The sequence below is a fragment of the Streptosporangium sp. NPDC049248 genome, from assembly GCF_040678965.1.
Lineage (GTDB): Bacteria > Actinomycetota > Actinomycetes > Streptosporangiales > Streptosporangiaceae > Streptosporangium > Streptosporangium fukuiense.
Window position 1 is genome coordinate 120,606 of the sequence record NZ_JBFAQY010000001.1, and the last position, 18,548, is coordinate 139,153.

The window sequence follows — 18,548 nt, forward strand, 5'->3', positions numbered from 1 at the left end:
GAGTTCCCTCGGTCCGGGACCCCGTCGGCCGACGCCGGGCGCGGCGATGGTGCGGATCGGCGGCGGACCGGTCACCCGAGCCGATCCCGGTCGCGGACCTTCGCTTTCCACTGCCTCGGGGCACCGCCCGGAGACGCCGGTCGGGAGCCGGGGCCGGTGATTACGGCGTCGGCCAGGGGTTTTATTCGGATGACCTTATTCGCGGGATTTTCCTGGTCTTTCTCGCCCTGAATGGATTTTCACCCGGAACTTCCAGCTGGAGGAGCTTGCAAAGGGGCGAGTCCGAAAACAGGAGAGGCTGATGGGGCGTTGGTGACAGTCGGGTCAATGTCAGGACTGATCGCAGTATTCGTGGAAAGCTCCCAGATGCTGAAATTTCCTGAAATAAGGAGGCGCGGTGAAACCGCGAGCCCTTGTGCTGGCGCCGATGCGAGGTCCGGAGTGGGACCGTCTGAGAAAGCTGATCGACGTCCACTACGACCCGGCTGAGCACAGTCCGCACCAGGCCGCCGATCTCGCCCGGCAGCTCGTGGACACCGGGGCGCGCATCCTCATCACCGAGTCCGACGAGGTCGCGGGCCCGGTGCTGGATCTTCCCCTGCTCGTGGTGGGCTGTGCCCGCGGCGACGCGGGGAACGTGGACCTCGGCACGGCCACCGACAGGGGGATTCCCGTGGTCTGCGCCCCGGGGCGCGACGCCGACGCGGTGGCCGAGCTCACCCTCGCCCTGATCCTCGCGGTGACCCGCCGGGTGGCGGTCGGCGACCGGGAGATCCGCCGCCATGGCACGGTCTCCTACCGGCGGCACCGCGCGTGGGAGCTCGCGGGCCGGACCGTCGGCCTGATCGGCTACGGGGCGGTCGGCCACGCGGTGGCCTGGCGGATGAGGGGGCTGGGCATGCGCGTCATGGTCTACGACCCCGAGGCGGCGGAGAACCGGTACGGTCTCGACGTCCTGCTGGCCCAGGCCGACGTCGTCTCGGTACACGCCCACGCGTCCGCGGGACCGCTGATCGGCGCTGTGGAGTTCGCCGCGATGAGGGCCGGTGCGATCTTCGTCAACACCTCCGACGCGGCCCTGCACGACATGGACGCCCTCGTCGGAGCGTTGAGGGCGGGCCATCTGGGCGGCGCGGCCCTCGACAGGTTCGCCGGGGACTGGCTCGACCCGTCCCACCCGCTCGCCGACATGGACAACGTGGTGCTCACCCCGCACCTGGGCTCGGGGACCTACGACACCGAGATCAACCACACCCGGATGATCTGCGAGGACATCGTCAGGATCCTGGGCGGGGAAAGCCCGCTGCACTGCGCCAACCCCGGCTTTCGGCGGTGACCTCAGGCCCCTTCGCCCCGGGGGTGTCACGGTCCCGGGTTCGTGCGCCGCGGCCTGACGGGGGGCGTACGAGAAAAGGCGCGTCCCGGCCCGGGGGAGGGACTGGAAAGAAGAGTGCCGGAAGGGGAAACCCCGGGCCACTTCCTCCTGGCTGAGCAGGAGGGCCGGTGGACCAAAGGCGGGATTGCCCGCCCCCGGCGGCCCGGGGTTCCGGTGATTGTCGTGGATTCGCCGAACGTCGCCAGACGCCCGGACAGAGTCCGGTCGCGGCGTCCTAGCGGACAGCCACCTCGCTAGCCCAACTATGATCAACCATTGTTCGGACCACCTCCTTTCGGCGTGCCTGTACGTTATGAAATCTCACGCCGCCGAGGCAAATGAATATTCTCCGTCCCGCCGAGCTGAGGCTCCGGCCCCAAAGCCGATCCCCTGACCAGGCCCGACACGGCCTGGTGGGAGCGGGGGGCGGGCAAGCGAGAACTGGTCGGTGAAGCGCTCGGCTCGCCGGCACCGGGAGACCTGACCGATCGCGCGCGGTTCTGGGACGGGCTGCGGGGGTTGCGGGAATCCTTCGACCAGTCGATGACGGAGCGGGTGGAGAAGGCCGCGCGGCGGCTCCAGGACCTGGACCAGCCTCTCGGAAGCCGAAACGGTGTCCCGGCCTCCGGGGCCGTCCGGCGTACCTGTCCCGTGGCGGAGGGCGTTCACCGGCATGACGACTGCTCTTAGACTCTGGACATGACCGAGACGTCGTGGCATGAGGAACTGCGGGCCCGTGGTTACCGGGTCACTCCGCAACGCCAGCTGGTGCTTGAGGCGGTCAAGGCCTGCGAGCACGCCACCCCGGAGGAGATCTGCAACCGGGTGCGGGAGACCGCTCGCGGAGTGAACATCTCGACCGTCTACCGGACCCTTGAGCTCCTTGAGGAGCTCGGCATGGTCACCCACTCCCATCTCGGGCACGGTGCCCCCACCTACCACCTGACCTCCGAGGCCGATCACGTGCACCTGGTCTGCCGCGGCTGCGGGGAGATCAGCGAGGTCAGTCCGGACCTGGTGGAGAGCTTCGTCGGCAACCTCGACCAGAAGCTCGGGTTCGTCACCGACGTGCACCACCTGACGGTCTTCGGCCGCTGCCGGAACTGCCGCTAGCGGCGGGAACCCGGATCGGGGCGTGATCAGCGGAGCGTCGGCACCTCGCCGCCCGCCACCCACTCGACGTCGACTCCGCGCAGGCCCGCCGCCCACGGAGCGGTCGTCTCGGCCAGCGTGGCCGCGTCCGGCGGCGTGCGGCCGAGCCCGATCGCGAACCGGGCCGTTCCCGGCCCGGCCTCGAACGGCCTGGGCCAGGCGTGCGCGTCCCGTACCCCCGCGCGTTCCAGGGAGGTGAGCAGCGCACGCACCCGGCCCCGGACGCGGCCCAGTGTCACGGCGAACCTCTCGGCCCGCTCGTCCCTCACGGTCACCACCGCCCACGCGGCGTGCCGCCGGTGCGACGGCGGCGCCGACAGCAACTCCTCCCGGGGGCTCCGGCCGGTCCGCGCCGCCTCCTCCACGATCTCCCAGGCGGTGTAGAGCTCCTGTGCCAGCAGATCCCGCCCGCCGGCGCCGACCTGTTCACTGCACAGGCGGACGGGGGGCGTGGGGGTCGTGACCGACACGGCCGCGCCGGACCCTCCGCCCGGCGGCCCGCCCGGTGCCTCCGGCCACAGGCCGACCGGCCGGCGCCAGTCCCACGCGGCCCAGGTACCGAAGAAGTGCCGGAGCAGGTCGCCGGGAGGAAGATCCCCGGATTCGCACACCGTCCGCGCCGCGAGGATGGTCCAGGCCAGGCCCGGCAACCCGCCGAACGGGGCCGAGTCCAGCCCGCGCGCCCTCGCCCATGCCTTCACCTCCCGGGCCAGCCCGGCGAAGGCGGCGCGGTTCGCGCCGACCGCGGCGAGCACGGCGTCGGCGTCGCTGACCGCGCTCAACGCGATCGCCGAGGCCTCGTCCAGCTCCGTACGGCGCGACACCGCCTCGGCGGGGAGGACGCCCGTCACCGCCACGACGGCCAGATCGACGTCCAGTCCGTCGATCCGCAACCGGAGGCCGGGCACCCTGGCGCCGGTCACCCTCCGCAGCCCGGTCGCCTCCGGCAGTGCCGCCCGCACCCGTGCCTCGACGTCCGCGGGGGCGACCGCCGCGGGCAGCGCCACCACCAGGTCCAGGTCCGCGTCGGCCAGGGCGCAGTCCAGGCGTCGCGACCCGGTGACGTGCACGACCCCCTCGGCCAACGAGACCCGCAGCCGCGCCACGACCTCCCGCGTCACGGCGTCGCCGTGACGCTCCCGTATCTTGGAGCCGTCCTGCGCGCGGGGGCTGTCCTTCCCCGATCCCGGGGCGTCCCCGGGGGTGCGCGCCGGGGCCGGCGGGGCGTCGGGCGCGGGTGTCTCACGGTCGAGCCAGCGCACCTCGCCCGTTCCGAGAGCGACGGTCGCCCGGGGCCGCATGGGCTCCGCACCCCGGCGTGACAGCAGGACCAGCTCGCCGACCCGCACCGACCCGCCGCCCAGCCGTGCCGCGCAGTCGGCGACGAGCCGTTCGGGATCCCGGACCCTTCCCAGGGTCAGGTGCGGGGTGTAGCCCTCCGAGCGGCCCCGGCAGCGGGGGAATCCGCGCTCCAGCGCGCCGCGCAGCGCGGCCCACGGTTCGGCTCCGCCCGCGGCCGGGTCGAGCCAGACCGTGGAGCCGTCACGGTGGGAGAAGGCGTGCACGCCCTCCAACCGGGCGGTGAACGGGGGGATCGCGGCCGCGGCGGCGGCCAGGAGAGGGGCCGCCTCCTCGAAGTCGGCCTCCGGTACGAAACCGAACATCACCGTGACGTGCGGTGGCCACCTGTGGATCTGCGGATCGTGCTTCCGGCGGATCTCCTGGATCGCCGGCCAGAGTTCCCGCGGCGGGATCCAGGCCAGCGCGGTCCGTGCCGTCGGGCGCGCGTCGAGGACGCCGGAGACGCCGAGGGCATCGTGCTCGCCGATGGCGACGTCGGCGGCGACGGCGTAGTGGTCCGACGCGAACAGGCCGTCCGGTGTCGGAACGTCACCCCGTACGGCCGCGGTCGTGACGCGCAGGTCGTGACCGCGCAGCAGGACGCGGTCGAGCCGGGAGGCGCGGCCGGAGAGCGAGGAGAGGGCCGCCAGCGGATTGACCCGCGGATCGAAGGTGGCGGTCGCGTCATCGGGGCCGTGGACCTCGGTCCAGGCGTCTCGCAGGCCCAGCACCTCGGCGGGCCGGCCCCCGCCGTCGTTGAGATCGCCCAGCAGGATCACATCCCCGTCCACACCGAGCAGCGCCTCGGCGAGCCGGGCGAGTTCGGCCTCGCGCCGGGCGGGGCCGTCGTCGGTGTGGTCGCTGGTCAGATGCGTGGCGGCCACCACGACCGGCCCGGCGGCGGACTCCACCGTGACGGCCACGACGGCCTTGTGCGGGCCGAGGACGTGCAGGCCCACCTCTCGAACGGGCAGGCGGGTCAGCAGGAGGAGGCCGGCCTCGTCGACGTCCTGGCCGGCCGGGTCGGTGCTCAGCGTGTAACCGGAGCGGATCCACGGGGTCCGCAGCAGCATGCCGAGCAGCTCCGCCTCGACCTCCTGCAGCGCGATGACGTCCGCGTCGGCCCGCCCCAGCTCCTCCAGCAGCAGCGGCCGGCGCCGCGCGGTGTCCAGCCGGTCGCTGTCGTAGCGATCCCACAGGGTGTTCCAGGTCAGCACGCGCAGGTGCGCCGTCGTGGGCGCGGCCCCGGCCGGCACGGGGGGCGCGGGACGCCAGCCCGCGGCCGGATCCCACCCGAACGGCGTCCTGGCCGCGAAGAACGGCGCCCGGAGCCTGCGCGGATCCCGTACCCGGCCGGCCTGCGACGAGTCGATGCGGTCCAGGCCCGCCGACCGGTCCCAGACCCTCTCGCCGTCGGCCTCGACGAACAGGATCCGGTGCCACGGGATGTCGCCTCCCGGCACGAACGCGGGCAGTGGCACGCGCTTGGGCGAGGCCCCGCGCACCCTGATGCCCAGGACGAACCGCGCCGGGTCGAACCGCGGATCCCAGTGGATCCGGTGGAAGATCTCCTCACTCGTACGCATGGTCATTCCTCATCGCCGTCGAGGGCTCCGGCGACGTCGAGGACGTTCCCCTCCGGCCCGATGTACCAGGTGCGGTGTGCCTCTCCCGGATAGGGCGGGGAGAAGCGGTGAAGCTGGGCGGAGAGCACCTCCGGCGGCACCGGGTGCGCCCTGCCCACGTTACGCCGGGCCAGCACGTCGCCGGGGACCAGCATGACCGCCTGCGTCGTCAGCGCGTCGCGCCCGCGGGCCACGGTGCGCACCAGGGAGCGCTGGTGCCGGTTCAGGGCCGTGGCGTCCCACACGACGGTTCCGCCGCCGGCCAGGAGCGCGTCGAGCCGGTGCAGACCCTCGCGGAGGATCGCCGGGTTGGCCCGCTGGTCGGACCGGGACCCCCGGGCCTGGCGCAGGTCGTCGAGCGCGACGACGGCCCCGGCGCCCGGGAGGCCGCGGGCGAACGTGCTCTTCCCGCTGCCCGACGGGCCGACCATCACGACGAGCCGGGGAAACCGGCCGGACCGCCAGCGCCCGCTCACCGCCAGGCCCCCCTCGGCCGTGGTGATCCGGCCCAGCGCGTAGGACTCCCGCGTCTCGGCCCAGCACCGGTCCGCCACGTCGGGATCGCACCCGCCGAGCGCCTGACGCAGGCCCAGGCGCAGCGGCTCCAGCGGCGCCTCGCCGAGCAGCCCGGCCTCGTCGGCGTGGAGCTCGGACCAGCCGACCTGCTCGCGCGCCTCGGCGGCCTCATCGTCGGCGCGCCCGGTCAGGGGCGCGGCGGCGACCGCGTGCAGGACCCCAAGATCCGCCGCGGCCGTCAGCCGTACCAGACCTGTCCTGCGCTCCTCGTCGGGGAAGGGGCGGTGCAGGCGGGTGCTCAGCTCGGCCAGGTCGGCGACCCGCCGGGCCAGGGGCATGCCGAGGGGGGCCACCAGGGCGGACGCCAGCCAGGCCCGGCGCGTGCCGTGGAACAGGGTGGCCAGGACGCCCGCCAGCCGGGCGTCCCCCGTCCGGCCGAGCAGGTCGAGCCTGGCGGAGACGTCGGCCACGGCCGCCTCGACGGGCTCGGCGGCCGCCGGAATCACGGGCCCCGCCGGGGCACCGGTCGCCGTGGCCGACCGTCGTGCCGCTTCCGGGGAGCCCGCCCCAGGTCCCGCCGGGTCACCGGCGCTCATCCCCGTCGCCGCGATGAGCGCCGGCACGTCCGGATCGGCCCCCGAGCGCACCTCCCACAGTGCGGCGGCCGGTCCCAGGCCGTTCTCGACGACAGGCGCGAGCATCCAGTGCCCGGTCGTCCGGACATGTCGTGGACGCACCCATTTGGCGATGCGGTGGGCGAATGCCTCCCGGTGGAATCCGGCGGTCGTTCGTACGACGTACCCTTCCCGCCGCGCCGTGTCCAGGCGCAGGGCCCGTAGCGCCCGCTCGTCGAAGGTGCCGCGCCACAGCACCGGCGGAACCGGGATCCCCAGCCGCCGGGTCAGGCGCACCGTGCTGTCCCAGTCGAGGCAGTGGTCACCGTCCCAGACGGAGAAGGCGTAGAACCAGCTCTCCAGGTCCCGGTACTCGATCGAGTGCCGGGCGTAGAGGTTCTCACCGCATATCCGTCGGCCCGGTGGGAGGAACCGGGCGATCCTGCCGTGCAGGGCCTTGACCCACGCGCGGGACGGATGGTGCGCCGAGTCCAGCGAACGGGCGTGCACCCCGTCGGAGTACACGGTGGTGTTCTCCCCGTCGAGCTTCTCGGTGACGACGACCTCCCGGCCGGCCAGCCCCGACAGGCCGTCGGCGTGTACGTCGTCCGAGGCGGCCCCGGGAGACCAGGGCAGGTGAGGGGTGCGGGGATAGTGCACTCGCATGATCCGCTCCCGATGACGACGCCGCGTTCCGGCGACTGTACGGGGAGGGGGAGGAGCGGATCCACAGGATAACCGCGTGGCCCGGCCTGGCCCGCGCCCGGATCGTGCCGGTCGGCATGAGTCGGCCTCACCGCCGGGGTAGGCGCGCCCGTTGATCCTCCGGAGGCGCTTCGCCCCTGGGCCGCCCCGATCCGCGGGCGTTCCTGAATCCCGCGGCCCCCGGATTCCGTGGACGCCTCCGGAATTCCGCCCCGGGGCGGTGGCGGAGCCGCCACCGCCCCGCTCGGTGCGGCCTCGTAGGCTGTGTACATGCGAAGCCCTCTGCTGGACACCCCCGGCGCGGTCGCGGCCGAGGCCCCCGACGCCGATGTCGCCGGACACTACGGCGACCCGTTCGCCGAGCAGCGCGCGCTGCTCGCCGGAGAGGCGATGGTCGACCGGAGCAACCGCGAGGTCGTCCGGATCTCCGGGCCCGACCGTCTGAGCTGGCTCAACAGCCTCAGCTCACAGAAACTCGACGACCTGAAACCCGGTCGGCCCACCGAGACGCTGCTGCTGGACGCCCAGGGCAGGGTGGAGCACCACCTCGTCCTCGTCGACGACGGCGCGGCCGTCTGGGCGCATGTCGAGCCGGGCACCGGTGCGGAGCTGGCCGGGTTCCTCGACAAGATGCGGTTCATGCTGAGGGTCGAGGTCACCGACGTGACGGATCGCTACGCCGTGGTCTCCGTGCTGGGGGAGACGCCGCCCGATCTGCCCGAGGGGGCCGTCGTGGTGGGGCGTGACATCCTGCTCCCGCGCGCGGAACTGGCGCGGGGGCTCGGGCTGAGGCTCGCCGGGCTCTGGGCGTACGAGGCGCTGCGGATCGAGGAGCACCGTCCCCGGCTGGGTTTCGAGACCGACCACAAGACGATCCCGCACGAGGTGGGCTGGATCGGCACGGCCCTGCACCTCAGCAAGGGCTGCTACAAGGGACAGGAGACCGTGGCCCGCGTCCACAACCTGGGCCACCCTCCGCGCCGCCTGGTCTTCCTGCACCTGGACGGCAGCGTCGACACCCTGCCGAAGCACGGTGCCCCCGTGACGTACGACGGCGCTGAGGTCGGCTCCGTCGGCAGCGCCGCGCGCCACCACGAGCTGGGCCCGATCGCGCTGGCCGTGGTCAAGCGGACGGTGCCGGTGGACGCCACCCTGGAGGCCGGCGGGGTGGCCGCGTCCCAGGAGGTCATCGTGCCGCCGGACGCCGGGCGCAACGTCCAGATCGACCCTGCCCTGCGCCGCCGCATCCGCTGACGGCACGGCGTCATCGGCTCATCGGGGCCCGGGCGGTCTTCCCGGGCGCCGGCTTCCGGTCTCGCCGGGGAGTCCGGCCGGCCCCGGGGTCAGACGTCCAGGACCAGGGTGATCGGGCCGTCGTTGGTCAACCCGACCTTCATGTCGGCGCCGAAGACCCCGGTCTCCACGTGGGCGCCCAGCCCGCGCAGCTCCGCGCAGACCGTCTCGACCAGCGGCTCGGCGACCGGGCCCGGCGCGGCGGCCTGCCAGGTGGGGCGGCGCCCCTTGCGGGTGTCGCCGTACAGGGTGAACTGGCTGACCACCAGCAGGGGCGCGCCGATGTCGGAGCAGGACTTCTCACCGGAGAGGATCCGCAGGCCCCAGAGCTTGGCGGCGAGCCTGGCCGCCTGTTCGGGGGTGTCGGTATGGGTCACGCCGACCAGGACCAGCAGTCCCGGCTCGTCGATCGCTCCGACCGTCACGCCGTCCACCACCACTGACGCGGAACTCACCCGCTGCACGACCGCACGCATGCCTCCCATCATCCCGTGCCTCCCGACCTCCCTAGACTCTGGGCGAAAGGAGACAAAGGTGTCTGCTGAGTCATTGTTCGTCGAGGTCGTCCGCTCGGGGTTCGTGGAGTCCACCCATCGGGCGCGGATGCTCGCCGTCGCCGCCGACGGCTCCCTGGTGAGGGTGCACGGGGTGGTGGACGCGCCGGCCTCGCCGCGCTCGTCGATGAAGCCCCTGCAGGCGCTCGCCATGGTCCGCGCCGGGCTCCCCCTGGAGGGGGAGCTGCTCGCGCTGGCGTGCGCGAGCCACGCGGGTGAACCGTTCCACGTGGACGGGGTACGCGAGATCCTGGCCGGGGCCGGGCTGGACGAGAGCGCGCTGGGCTGCCCGGAGGACCTGCCCGAGCACGTCGCCTCCCGGGAGGAGGTGCTGCGCTCCGGAGGAAGCCGGGCCAGGGTCTACATGAACTGCTCGGGCAAGCACGCGGCGATGCTCGCCACCTGCGTGGTCAACGGCTGGCCGGTGGAGACCTACCTCGACCAGACCCATCCGCTGCAGCGGGCGATCCGCGCCACGGTCGAGGAGTTGACCGGCGAGCGTGTCGCGGCCGGCGGGGTGGACGGCTGCGGCGCCCCGCTGTTCTTCGTCTCGATGCTGGGTGTGACCCGGGCGTTCCGCGCACTGGTCCTGGCCGAGCCGGGCACCCCGGAGCGCCGGATCGCGGACGACTTCCGGGCCCACCCCGAATGGACGTCGGGCACCACCCGCCCCGAGGCCCGGCTGATGCGGGCGATTCCCGGGTTGATGGTCAAGATCGGCGCGGAGGCGTTCGACGCCTTCGCCTTCGACGACGGGCGTTCCGGGACCGTCAAGATCGAGGATGGTGGCCAGCGTGCCCGGGTTCCGGTCACCGTCGCGGCCCTGCGGGCGCTCGGCTTCGAGGGCCCCGAGCTCGACGAGCTGGCCACCGGGGTGCTGCTCGGCGGCGGGCGCCCGGTCGGGGAGATCCGCGTGCGGTAGTGCCCCGCGCGGCTCTCCCCGGCACCCCGCCGGCGAGGTCACAGGGAGCGGAACTGGCGGGTGGTGGAGATCGCGCCGGAGGTGGTCATGGTGAAGGTCCGCATCGAGTCGGCGAACCTGGACAGGTCCCACTCGGCCGGGCCGTGGTACCAGTACAGGTTGTCGGCCTGCCGGCCGTCGCCGGTGACCGAGGAGACCACGCGGGCCCAGCGGTCGACGCTGTCGAAGATCACGGCGTAGGGCAGGTAGCGGGAGAACAGCTCCACCCGCTGGGCCGCCGGCACGTCGTCGGAGATGTCGCCGCCGGACAGGTACTCCCTGAACCCCAGGGTGTGGGCGAGGGCTCCCGCGCCCTTGGCGGTCTTGGCCGGCATGTACTGGCCGCCCACCGCCAGGGCGGCACCGGCGATGATCAGGGCCAGGCCGAGCAGTCCGTACGTGGTGAGCCAGGCCAGCGCGAAGGTGGTGAGGACGCCGAGCACGGTGAGGAGCACGCCGAGGGTCGTCCAGCGGGTGCGGACGGTGTCGGGGCGGCGGGCGAACCAGCCCTGCCTGACCACGTCGCGGTAGAGCGCCTCGCGGACCTTGCCGAGCTTGGCGCCGAACGATCCCTGGAGTTCGGAGAGCAGCACCGTGTCGCGGCCGTCGAAGATGGCGTCGTAGAGCTCCAGTTCGTAGGCCATCAGCGCGGAGACCGGGGCGGTGGGCAGCCGTACGAGCCTCCAGTCGGGTGTCTCGTACGTCTGCCGGGGCTGCTCGTCGATCCTGAGGTAGCCCCGGACGGCCAGGTCGACGATCGTGGCGGTCACGTCGATCACGTCGGCCTGCTCGTCCATGAGGGTGCCGATCTGACCGGGGCGGACGCCGTCCGGCGGGGCGAAGTGGCCGTTCTCGACACCGTTGAGCGTCCCCGACTCGTGGCCGACCACGCGGGCGTCCCGGCCTCGCGTCCAGTAGAGGAGGGCGAGGCCGCCGAGCATCAGGAGGAGCAGGGCGGCCAGCGCGCCGCCGGTCACGGTGTTGAGGGTGAAGGCATTGGACAGCTCGAAGCGGCGCGCCAGGACCGGCGCGCCCTTGGTGGCGGTGGCGGGGTAGCCGATGACCACGGTGAGCACCTCGCCGGCGCCCAGGCCCTGCTGCCCGAACTCGGCGGCGACACCGGTGTGGTCCATGGACGCCTCGGTGCAGGCGATCGCCGAGGTCAGGGGGCCGGCGAAGCACGACAGGTGCTGCACCGCGGCCGGGCCGCTCACGGTGACCCTGGCCTGCTCGACCGGAACGGACCAGCCGCCCACGGCGTACCAGCGCAGTTCCTGGGCGTCGGCGAGCGGAGTGATGCTGCCCCTGACGTCGTACTCCAGGACGGCGCTGCCCATGCCCTTCAGGGTGATGGTGCCGCCGGTCAGGGTGGCGTCCCCCTTCAGGTCGGTGACCTGGTAGAGCCGGTCGCTGCGACTGTCGTAGCGGGTCCGGTCGACCAGGTCGCGCGACGGCGCGTCGCCTTCGAAGGTGACCTCTTCCTTGACATGAAGCACCCCGTCCTGCCGGAGCTCCATCCGCACCGTCGTACTCGTCACCTTGCCGTCCTGCGCGGCCTGGGGAGACGCGGAAACGGTCGCGAGGGCAGGGGAGGCGCCGACCAGCAGCGCGAGGATGGCCGTCGCGGCCAGGCTTCCGGCTGCTCGGTGCGAGAAAGATGCCGCCATGGGTCGGGAGCCTATCGAGAAGCACCGGGCCATGATGATCGGCCCCATCTCCATTTCTTCACACCCGTAAACCCATATGTGTATGTATCCGCTAGATTGCCGCCCGGAGATCCACTCTTTGGAGAGGCGGTCGCATGCGCCCACGGAGGTCGAACCCACTGGCCTTTGGCTTCCTGGGCATTCTCGCCCTGGTGTTCGCCGGGGTCGTGGTGATCGCGGGCCTGGCCGGTGGCGAGGAGGCCGAGAGTCCGGCCGGTCCCGGGACCGGCCCGGTGGCGACCGGGAAGGCCGTTCCCACGCAGACCGGCGAGGTCGAGATCACCCCGCCGGCCTTCACCCCGCCGCGGGAGCTGAACCTCGGCTCGCTGGGCGACACCCAGATCGTGCCGGCCGCCGCGGAGCGGAGCACGGCCGTCGACCTCCGCCACATGCGCCGTTCCGACACCGCGGCCCGGCTCAAGCGCAACCCGCTGTACGGCACCGGCCTGATGCGCCCCACCTCCTGCCGCGCTCCTCGGCCCTCGACCCGGCCCGGCGACATGCTCGCCTACCTCAACGCCGTCACCGGCTGCCTGGACCGGGCGTGGAGCGCGAAGTTCTCCCAGGCCGGAGCGGTCTTCCAGGAGCCGAGCAAGGTCTACTGGTCCCGTGCGGGGCGCGGGCCCTGCGGGGTCTATCCCAACCCCGACGCCTCCGCCTACTACTGCCCGGCCAACCGGGGCATGTACATCGGCCTGAGCCATGTGATCCAGCAGAGCGGTCAGGTCGACCCCGCCCGGAACCACGTGCCCTACCTGACCGTGCTCGCCCATGAGTACGCCCATCACGTGCAGTCCATGGCGGGCATCGGCGGGGCCTGGTGGTGGGAGGTCTCCACCAGGTCCAGGGAGGCACAGGACGCGCACTCCCGTCGCCACGAGCTTCAGGCGCAGTGTCTCGCCGGGGCCTTCGTCAGAACCGTGCGGGTCCCACTGGGCGTCACCGGCGCCCGCTGGCAGCAGGTGCTGCGGGCGGAGTACGGACGCGGCGACGACCAGAACGGCGCCCCCCGGCGCGACCACGGCACCGGCGAGCACTACGCCGCCTGGCTCCACCAGGGCTGGAAGTACGCCCGGATCGGCTACTGCAACACCTGGGTCGTCCCTCCCTCCCAGGTCGGCTGACCCGCTCCCGCCGAACGGGCAGGAGGCTTCCGGACCTGTGATGCCGCCGGGTCCGGCTTTTCCGCTTTCCGAGTCCGGCCACCGGCGGACATCTACAATCATGTCGGCAGTCCGACGTCCCCCGAGGTGGCATGCGCACGCCCGCACGTAGACGACCGTGGGCGTTCGCGGTCGCGTTTGTCGTAGCGATTTCCTGTCTTATTTCGGGATGTGTCCCTGAGGGCGGTACGGCCGTACCGGTGACGCTGGGTGCCGAACTCCCCGCCTCGGCCACTCCGTCACCCCCGAGCCGGGCACCGCTCGTCATGATCATCGGTGACAGTTTCACGGTCGGGTCGGGGCCGGTACGGGGATGGGACGGCTACGCGGCGCAGGTCGCCCGGCAGCTGGGCTGGCAGCTGATCACCGCGGGCGCCGCGGGAACGGGCTTCGTCAATCAGGGCAGGGTGGGCCGGACCTTCCAGCAGTCCTTCGTCAAGGAGCTCTCCTGGCGTCCGGAGCCCGACCTGCTGATCATCTCCGGCGGGCGTAACGACCGCCGGGTCGGGGCCGCCAGGATCGAGGGAGCGGCGGTCCGCCTGCTGGAGCTGGTCAGGCGGCGGTGGCCGCACACCAGGATCGTGCTGGTCGGCCCGATCTGGATGACGAGGGCTCCCCGGTGGGCCTACCGGGTGAGGGAGGCCGTCTCGACCGCGGCCGACCGGCTGGAGGTGCCCTTCCTCGACCCGTTCGAACCGCTCGGCCCGCACGGCCGGGGCTGGGGCAGGGGGGCGGTGCTGCCCGACGGGGTCCACCCCACCCTCGTGGGCCATCTGCGCCTCTCCCGCTGGATGGTCACCAGGCTGCACGAGTACGGCATCGAGCCCCGTCCTCTCTGACCCGTAGCGCCCTCCGCCCTGGCCGACGGTACGAGAAGCGGTCCGTCCGTTCCCGGCCGCGGGACCGGGATTCGCGGGTTCGGTGGCCCACCTGGTTCTCGTGGATTGCGGCCCCTCGGGGTGCATAAAGGACATTCCACCCCAAAGCGACTCATATTAGTTTAATGTCCGCCATAACTAGACAACAATAGCGTAAAAGCCTTGAATCGTTGTTTGTAGGCAGACATGGCAGGAAACTATGACAATCAGTGATGGTGCATATCTGGCCATCTCGGGAGATTTTCGGCTGATCTAGGAAATGCCGGAAATTAGGGTAACTGAACCTTTCGAGGGGAAACAAAATGCCCAAGTCCAAGAGTGTTATCGCAGGGCTCGCGATCAGTGCGGCGCTGACCGGTGGGGCTGTCGGTATGGGTGCGGCGACCACCGCCACGAGCGCCGGCGCGGCGACCACCGCGGTCACCGCCGCCGCCTTCCCGACCTGGGGCGGTGGCTGCGGGCGCGGCTGCGGCTGCGGCGGCGGCTGTGGCGGCTGGGGACGAGGCTGGGGCCGGCACGGCCACAGCCGCGTCAGGGTGATCATCAACAACCACAACAACAACGTCAACCGTCTGAACAACAGGAGCGGTGGTTCCGGCCTCCGCGGCTTCGACGACGACGATGACTAGATCTTCCGGTCGTCCAGCCGTGGTCGCGCTCTGATCGGGGCGCGATGCGGGCCGAGGTGTCCGGGACGCCCAGGACATCCGGGATGTGAGTCCACTCGCGGCCGGATCCGTGATTTCGCACGGCTCCGGAAGCGTTGCCAAGGGATGGGATCCCGTATTCACCGGGACCGTGTTTTTCCACAGAGAAACGCCGCCCCGAACTGAGGGCGCGGAAATCCGGGAGAGATCTCTTCGGGATCCTGACTCTCAATACAGTGCGAGTTGTTGTTTCTCACAGGATTACCGGCGGCGGCGCCGTGGTCTTCGAACCGCGGTGCCGCCGCCTCGCGCTGTCCGCCCTCCCGCCGTCTTCGTTCCCCGGCCGACGGCTCAGGTGGGGAGCTCGCCCACACGCCCCCTTTCGCGTTCTGATCGGGCCCGGTCAGGGGGGCGCAGTGGCTTTCAAGCGCTTTCCAACCGGGTTTCTCCAGGATCGTCTTCCGGGGTGGTGGTGAAAGGGCGGCCGCCGTGTCCGGATGACCGGGAACAGCCGGCCCGGGTGTGAGTGGAGGAAGAATGAAGACCGAGCGTCGTGTGCTCACCCGGGAGGAGCTCGAAAGGGCCGCCAGGAAGAATGCCCGGCTCGAAGATGTCGCCGCGACCGGCCTTGATCTCACGGGTGCCCGTCTGTCCCGTCTCGCGGGGGACTTCATGGACCTCTCGCGGGCGAACCTGTCCGGGGCCGACCTCTTGAGGGCTCATTTCATGGACTGCGACTTCGTCGCCGTCCGGTGTGACCGGGCGGACTTCGGCGGGGCCACGTTCTTTCAGTGTGATTTCGGGGATTCCAGCGGCGAGGGTGCCGACTTCGGCGACGCGCACGCCTCGATCACCTGGTGGGACCGGGCGAACCTTCCCCGCGCGGACTTCTCGGCGGCGTCCATCGCGCACTCTCGCTTCGCGGCGGCCGGGCTTGAGGACGCCACGTTCGACCGGGCCCACGGCGAGGAGGTGGACTTCCACGACGCCCGGCTCTCCCGTGCGTCGTTCAGGAACGCCAGGTTGCCGGACGCGGACTTTCGCGGGGCCGACCTGCGGGAGGCGGATTTCGTCTTCGCGGACCTGACGGGTGCCGATTTCACCGGCGCGGTTCTGGAGGGAGCGAAATTCGGCGGCGCCACGATCGATCGGGCGCGCTTCGACGGAGACCCGCCCGCCACCGAACCGAGGCCGCTCGTCGCCGACCATCTGACCGTCCTGGAGTGCCTGCGTGAAGGAGACGGACAGCGAGCCGTCGAGCTCTACCGCAGCCGTCCCGGAAGCTGGGTCACCTCCGCTCTCCACCATTGCGAACATCTGGACAGGGCCGCGACCGAGGTGCTTGTCCGGCATCTGCTCGGAGAGGACTCCTTGCTCGTGCTGCACAGAACCTGCCGTAACGCGGCGTACCTCATCCAGCAGGGTGTGGTGCTCGACATCGTCGGGCCGCTGTCCGCGCTGCTGGGCGGCGGTACCGCCGTGCACGCACCCGGGCCCGGAGAGGCCCGGTTCACCATGAACCCCGGCCTGGAGGCGGCGTTCGCACTCGGCTCCCTGATGTGCCGTCCGGACACCGGATCACCCGCCGAGACGTCGCTGCGCGCGGGCCTCGACGGCAAGGCGGTCGTGGTGGAGCGGTGTGCCGCCGGGTTGACACTGGGGCTCGCGTTGGAAGAGCGGTGGACCGAGATCGAGGAGCTGCTCTCGTCCGGCAGGCGGCGCGTTCAGCAAGGCGTCCTGCGGGGCCTCGAACGGCGTATCGAGGCCGCGAGGGAAAGGTCGTGGAAGCGTCGACCGTGGGGAGACGTGTATCCGGTCTTCGCGATCTTTGACGAGTTGCACAGGCATCCCGACGCCAAACTGGCCAAGTTCGCTCAGGTACGTGGACGGTCCATCCAGTCCATGCGCAGGTCGCTCACCGGTACACCCGTGAACCAGGCAGGTGTCTGAGTCGCCGGGCGGGGAGCGGCGACGGGGCCTCCGGCCGGGCGGGGACGGTGTCTCCACCGCGGCCGGAGGTCCCTTCTGGTCGGGTACGGCTAGGGGATGGTGGGAGGTGTGACCGTGCGGGGCGGTGACATATGTGTCGCGCCCCGTGGTGAGTTAGGAGATGGTGGGAGGTGTGACCGTGCGGGGTGGTGACATATGTGTCGCACCCGTGGTGAGTTAGGAGATGGTGGGGGTGGGCGGGGTGCCGTTCCCGTTCCAGCTGCCGATGAAGCCGAAGGTGGTGGATCCGCCGGCGGGGATGGAGCCGTTCCAGGCGGCGTTGGTGAAGGTGAAGGCCGGGGGAGCGGCGGACAGGGTGGAGCTCCAGGACTGGGTGATGTTCACACCGGAGGGATAGGTGAGAACGGTCTTCCAGCCGGTGACGGCGGCGGTGCACTTGACGGTGACCTCGCCCTGGAAGCCGCCCTGCCAGGAGTTGACCGTCTTGTAGGTGGAGGTGCAGGGGCCGCCGGGCTGCCCGGCGAGGGTGGTGAAGGTCACCGCCGCGGAGGCGGCCGAGGTGTTCCCCGCCGCGTCACGGGCGACGACGGTGACGCTGTAGGCGGTCTGCGGGCTGAGGCCGGTCAGCGTGACGGAGTTGGTGGTCGACGAGCCGAGCCTGGTGGTGCCCTGGTAGACGTCGTAGCCGGTGACGGCGCGGTTGTCGGTGGAGGCGGTCCAGTTGAGGGTCGCTCCCGAGGAGGTGACGGCCGAGGCGGTCGGGGTGCCCGGCCTGGTCGGGGCCTCGGTGTCCGGGGTGGTGGTGCCACCGGCCAGCGCGTCGTGCACCGCCGTGTAGGCGGGCTTCTTGGCGTAGTTCGCGTCGTAGATCAGGGCCGCGCCCTCGCTGGGGAAGGTGTCGGGCACCCAGGAGTACTTGTCGGTGAAGCCCCAGAGCGTGATGCCCGCGCACTGGGTCACCGCCAGGCAGGCGTTGACGACGTCGCGGTAGTAGGTGGCCTGCTGGGCGTCCTTGGCCGCGTCGCGGGGCATCTGGATCCGGATGTCGATCTCGGTGAACCTGACCTGGACGCCGAGGTCGGCGAAGCGCTGGAGGTTCTGCTGGACCTGGCCGGGGAAGCCGTACTGGGTGGCCAGGTGCCCTTGGAATCCGACGCAGTCGACCGGCACGTTCTGCGCCCGCAGCGTCCGCACCAGGTTGTACATCGCGGTGCTCTTGGCGTTGACGCCCTCGACGTTGTAGTCGTTGATGCAGAGCCTGGCGTCGGGGTCGGCGGCCCGGGCGGCCCGGAAGGCATCGGCGATGTAGGTGTCGCCGAGCTTCTGGTACCAGAACGAGTTACGCATGTTGCCGTTGTCGTCGAAGACCTCGTTCACGACGTCCCAGGAGACCACCGTGGGGTTGGCGGCGTAGCGGCCGACGACCTTGGCGATGTGGTTCTGTATCGCGGAGCGCATGTCGGTGGCGCTGAGATTCTGCACCCAGTTCGGCGTCTGGTTGTGCCAGACCAGCGTGTGCCCGTGCACCTGCTGGTTGTTCTGCGTGGCGAAGTCGACGACGGCGTCCGCCCCGGTCCAGTTGAACTGGTTCTGGCTGGGTTCGGTGGTATCCCACTTCATGACGTTCTCGGCGGTGATCTGGTTGAACTCGGTCGCCGCGATGTTGCGGTAGGAGGTCTCGTTCGCCAGCGGGGAGGTGGCGACCGCGGCGCCGATGAACTTGCCGCGTGCGGCGGCGTGTTCGCGCAGGGAGGCGGAGGCGTGGGCCGGGGTGGCGGGCAGGATGGCGACGGCTGCCGTGACGAGCGGGAGCAGGGCGATCGCCCCTGCCGAGATCGCTTTGCGGAGGCTGGACATGGGGGTCCTCTCTGAGGGTGATGGAAGATCCGGCCTAGTGATTAGAAAATTTGCGATAAACTGCCGAAACTTTCGGAAGCGGGCCGAGGGAAGGGGGCACGGCAGGTGAGCCGTGCCCCCTTGCCCGGCCGCACCGAGTCCTCGCGCGGGAGGGGTCCTCGCGCGGGAGAACTCCGGGTGAGTGGGGCCTGTGGGTGAGCTAGGGGATGGT

Annotated in this window: 13 protein-coding genes; 8 read left to right on the forward strand and 5 right to left on the reverse strand. The window is 71.4% G+C overall.

The features are described from left to right. Positions 1-397: 397 nt before the first annotated feature. A complete protein-coding gene (locus tag AB0K21_RS00620; RefSeq protein ID WP_343981745.1) occupies positions 398-1,336 on the forward strand; it encodes an NAD(P)-dependent oxidoreductase in 939 nt (312 codons plus the stop codon). Between the two features lie 738 nt (positions 1,337-2,074). Further along, positions 2,075-2,488, forward strand: coding sequence for a Fur family transcriptional regulator (locus AB0K21_RS00625; protein ID WP_343982195.1), 414 nt, complete (start codon positions 2,075-2,077; stop codon positions 2,486-2,488). A gap of 26 nt (positions 2,489-2,514) precedes the next feature. Here AB0K21_RS00625 and AB0K21_RS00630 read toward each other — a convergent pair whose 3' ends face one another. Both AB0K21_RS00630 and AB0K21_RS00635 read right to left on the reverse strand, forming a co-directional pair. Continuing rightward, entirely contained in the window at positions 2,515-5,454 is a 2,940-nt protein-coding gene (locus AB0K21_RS00630; RefSeq protein ID WP_364146812.1) for a poly(A) polymerase, read from the reverse strand. 2 nt (positions 5,455-5,456) lie between these two features. Next, positions 5,457-7,289 (reverse strand): RNA ligase family protein, encoded by a 1,833-nt coding sequence (locus AB0K21_RS00635; protein WP_364146816.1) that lies wholly within the window; start codon positions 7,287-7,289, stop codon positions 5,457-5,459. Between the two features lie 309 nt (positions 7,290-7,598). Between AB0K21_RS00635 and AB0K21_RS00640 the strand changes: the two genes are divergently transcribed. After that, positions 7,599-8,582, forward strand: coding sequence for a glycine cleavage T C-terminal barrel domain-containing protein (locus tag AB0K21_RS00640; protein ID WP_343968547.1), 984 nt, complete (start codon positions 7,599-7,601; stop codon positions 8,580-8,582). Positions 8,583-8,671: 89 nt separating this feature from the next. On the opposite strand, the gene dtd is transcribed toward AB0K21_RS00640, so the two are convergent. Next, a complete protein-coding gene (gene dtd / locus AB0K21_RS00645) occupies positions 8,672-9,097 on the reverse strand; it encodes a D-aminoacyl-tRNA deacylase (RefSeq protein WP_343968545.1) in 426 nt (141 codons plus the stop codon). Positions 9,098-9,155: 58 nt separating this feature from the next. On the opposite strand from dtd, the gene AB0K21_RS00650 reads away from it, so the two are divergent. After that, positions 9,156-10,097, forward strand: a complete 942-nt coding sequence (locus AB0K21_RS00650; RefSeq protein ID WP_343968543.1) for an asparaginase — start codon at positions 9,156-9,158, stop codon at positions 10,095-10,097. Positions 10,098-10,135: 38 nt separating this feature from the next. Here the strand turns inward: AB0K21_RS00650 and AB0K21_RS00655 are convergent, their stop codons facing one another. Continuing rightward, positions 10,136-11,803 carry a DUF2207 domain-containing protein gene (locus AB0K21_RS00655; RefSeq protein WP_343968541.1) on the reverse strand — a complete coding sequence of 556 codons (1,668 nt, stop codon included), beginning with the start codon at positions 11,801-11,803 and terminating at the stop codon, positions 10,136-10,138. Positions 11,804-11,937: 134 nt separating this feature from the next. Between AB0K21_RS00655 and AB0K21_RS00660 the strand changes: the two genes are divergently transcribed. From AB0K21_RS00660 to AB0K21_RS00675, 4 genes are all read left to right on the forward strand, one after another. Further along, the gene (locus AB0K21_RS00660) at positions 11,938-12,966 is read left to right on the forward strand and encodes a neutral zinc metallopeptidase (RefSeq protein WP_343968539.1); all 1,029 of its coding nucleotides are present in this window, start codon (positions 11,938-11,940) and stop codon (positions 12,964-12,966) included. A gap of 239 nt (positions 12,967-13,205) precedes the next feature. After that, positions 13,206-13,844: an SGNH/GDSL hydrolase family protein gene (locus AB0K21_RS00665; RefSeq protein ID WP_343968537.1), complete on the forward strand. Its 639-nt coding sequence runs from the start codon at positions 13,206-13,208 to the stop codon at positions 13,842-13,844. Between the two features lie 341 nt (positions 13,845-14,185). Then, positions 14,186-14,512 carry a hypothetical protein gene (locus tag AB0K21_RS00670; RefSeq protein WP_343968535.1) on the forward strand — a complete coding sequence of 109 codons (327 nt, stop codon included), beginning with the start codon at positions 14,186-14,188 and terminating at the stop codon, positions 14,510-14,512. Between the two features lie 555 nt (positions 14,513-15,067). Beyond that, positions 15,068-16,480, forward strand: a complete 1,413-nt coding sequence (locus AB0K21_RS00675) for a pentapeptide repeat-containing protein (protein WP_364146822.1) — start codon at positions 15,068-15,070, stop codon at positions 16,478-16,480. 216 nt (positions 16,481-16,696) lie between these two features. On the opposite strand, the gene AB0K21_RS00680 is transcribed toward AB0K21_RS00675, so the two are convergent. Further along, positions 16,697-18,337: an endo-1,4-beta-xylanase gene (locus AB0K21_RS00680; RefSeq protein WP_364146825.1), complete on the reverse strand. Its 1,641-nt coding sequence runs from the start codon at positions 18,335-18,337 to the stop codon at positions 16,697-16,699. Positions 18,338-18,548 lie beyond the last annotated feature (211 nt).

Bases quoted from the DNA above. Each gene is read 5' to 3' on its own strand.
- AB0K21_RS00625 (WP_343982195.1), top strand. From the start codon at position 2,075: ATGACCGAGACGTCGTGGCATGAGGAACTGCGGGCCCGTGGTTACCGG.
- AB0K21_RS00630 (WP_364146812.1), bottom strand. From the start codon at position 5,454: ATGCGTACGAGTGAGGAGATCTTCCACCGGATCCACTGGGATCCGCGG.
- AB0K21_RS00635 (WP_364146816.1), bottom strand. From the start codon at position 7,289: ATGCGAGTGCACTATCCCCGCACCCCTCACCTGCCCTGGTCTCCCGGG.
- AB0K21_RS00640 (WP_343968547.1), top strand. From the start codon at position 7,599: ATGCGAAGCCCTCTGCTGGACACCCCCGGCGCGGTCGCGGCCGAGGCC.
- dtd (WP_343968545.1), bottom strand. From the start codon at position 9,097: ATGCGTGCGGTCGTGCAGCGGGTGAGTTCCGCGTCAGTGGTGGTGGAC.
- AB0K21_RS00655 (WP_343968541.1), bottom strand. From the start codon at position 11,803: ATGGCGGCATCTTTCTCGCACCGAGCAGCCGGAAGCCTGGCCGCGACG.
- AB0K21_RS00660 (WP_343968539.1), top strand. From the start codon at position 11,938: ATGCGCCCACGGAGGTCGAACCCACTGGCCTTTGGCTTCCTGGGCATT.
- AB0K21_RS00670 (WP_343968535.1), top strand. From the start codon at position 14,186: ATGCCCAAGTCCAAGAGTGTTATCGCAGGGCTCGCGATCAGTGCGGCG.
- AB0K21_RS00675 (WP_364146822.1), top strand. From the start codon at position 15,068: ATGAAGACCGAGCGTCGTGTGCTCACCCGGGAGGAGCTCGAAAGGGCC.
- AB0K21_RS00680 (WP_364146825.1), bottom strand. From the start codon at position 18,337: ATGTCCAGCCTCCGCAAAGCGATCTCGGCAGGGGCGATCGCCCTGCTC.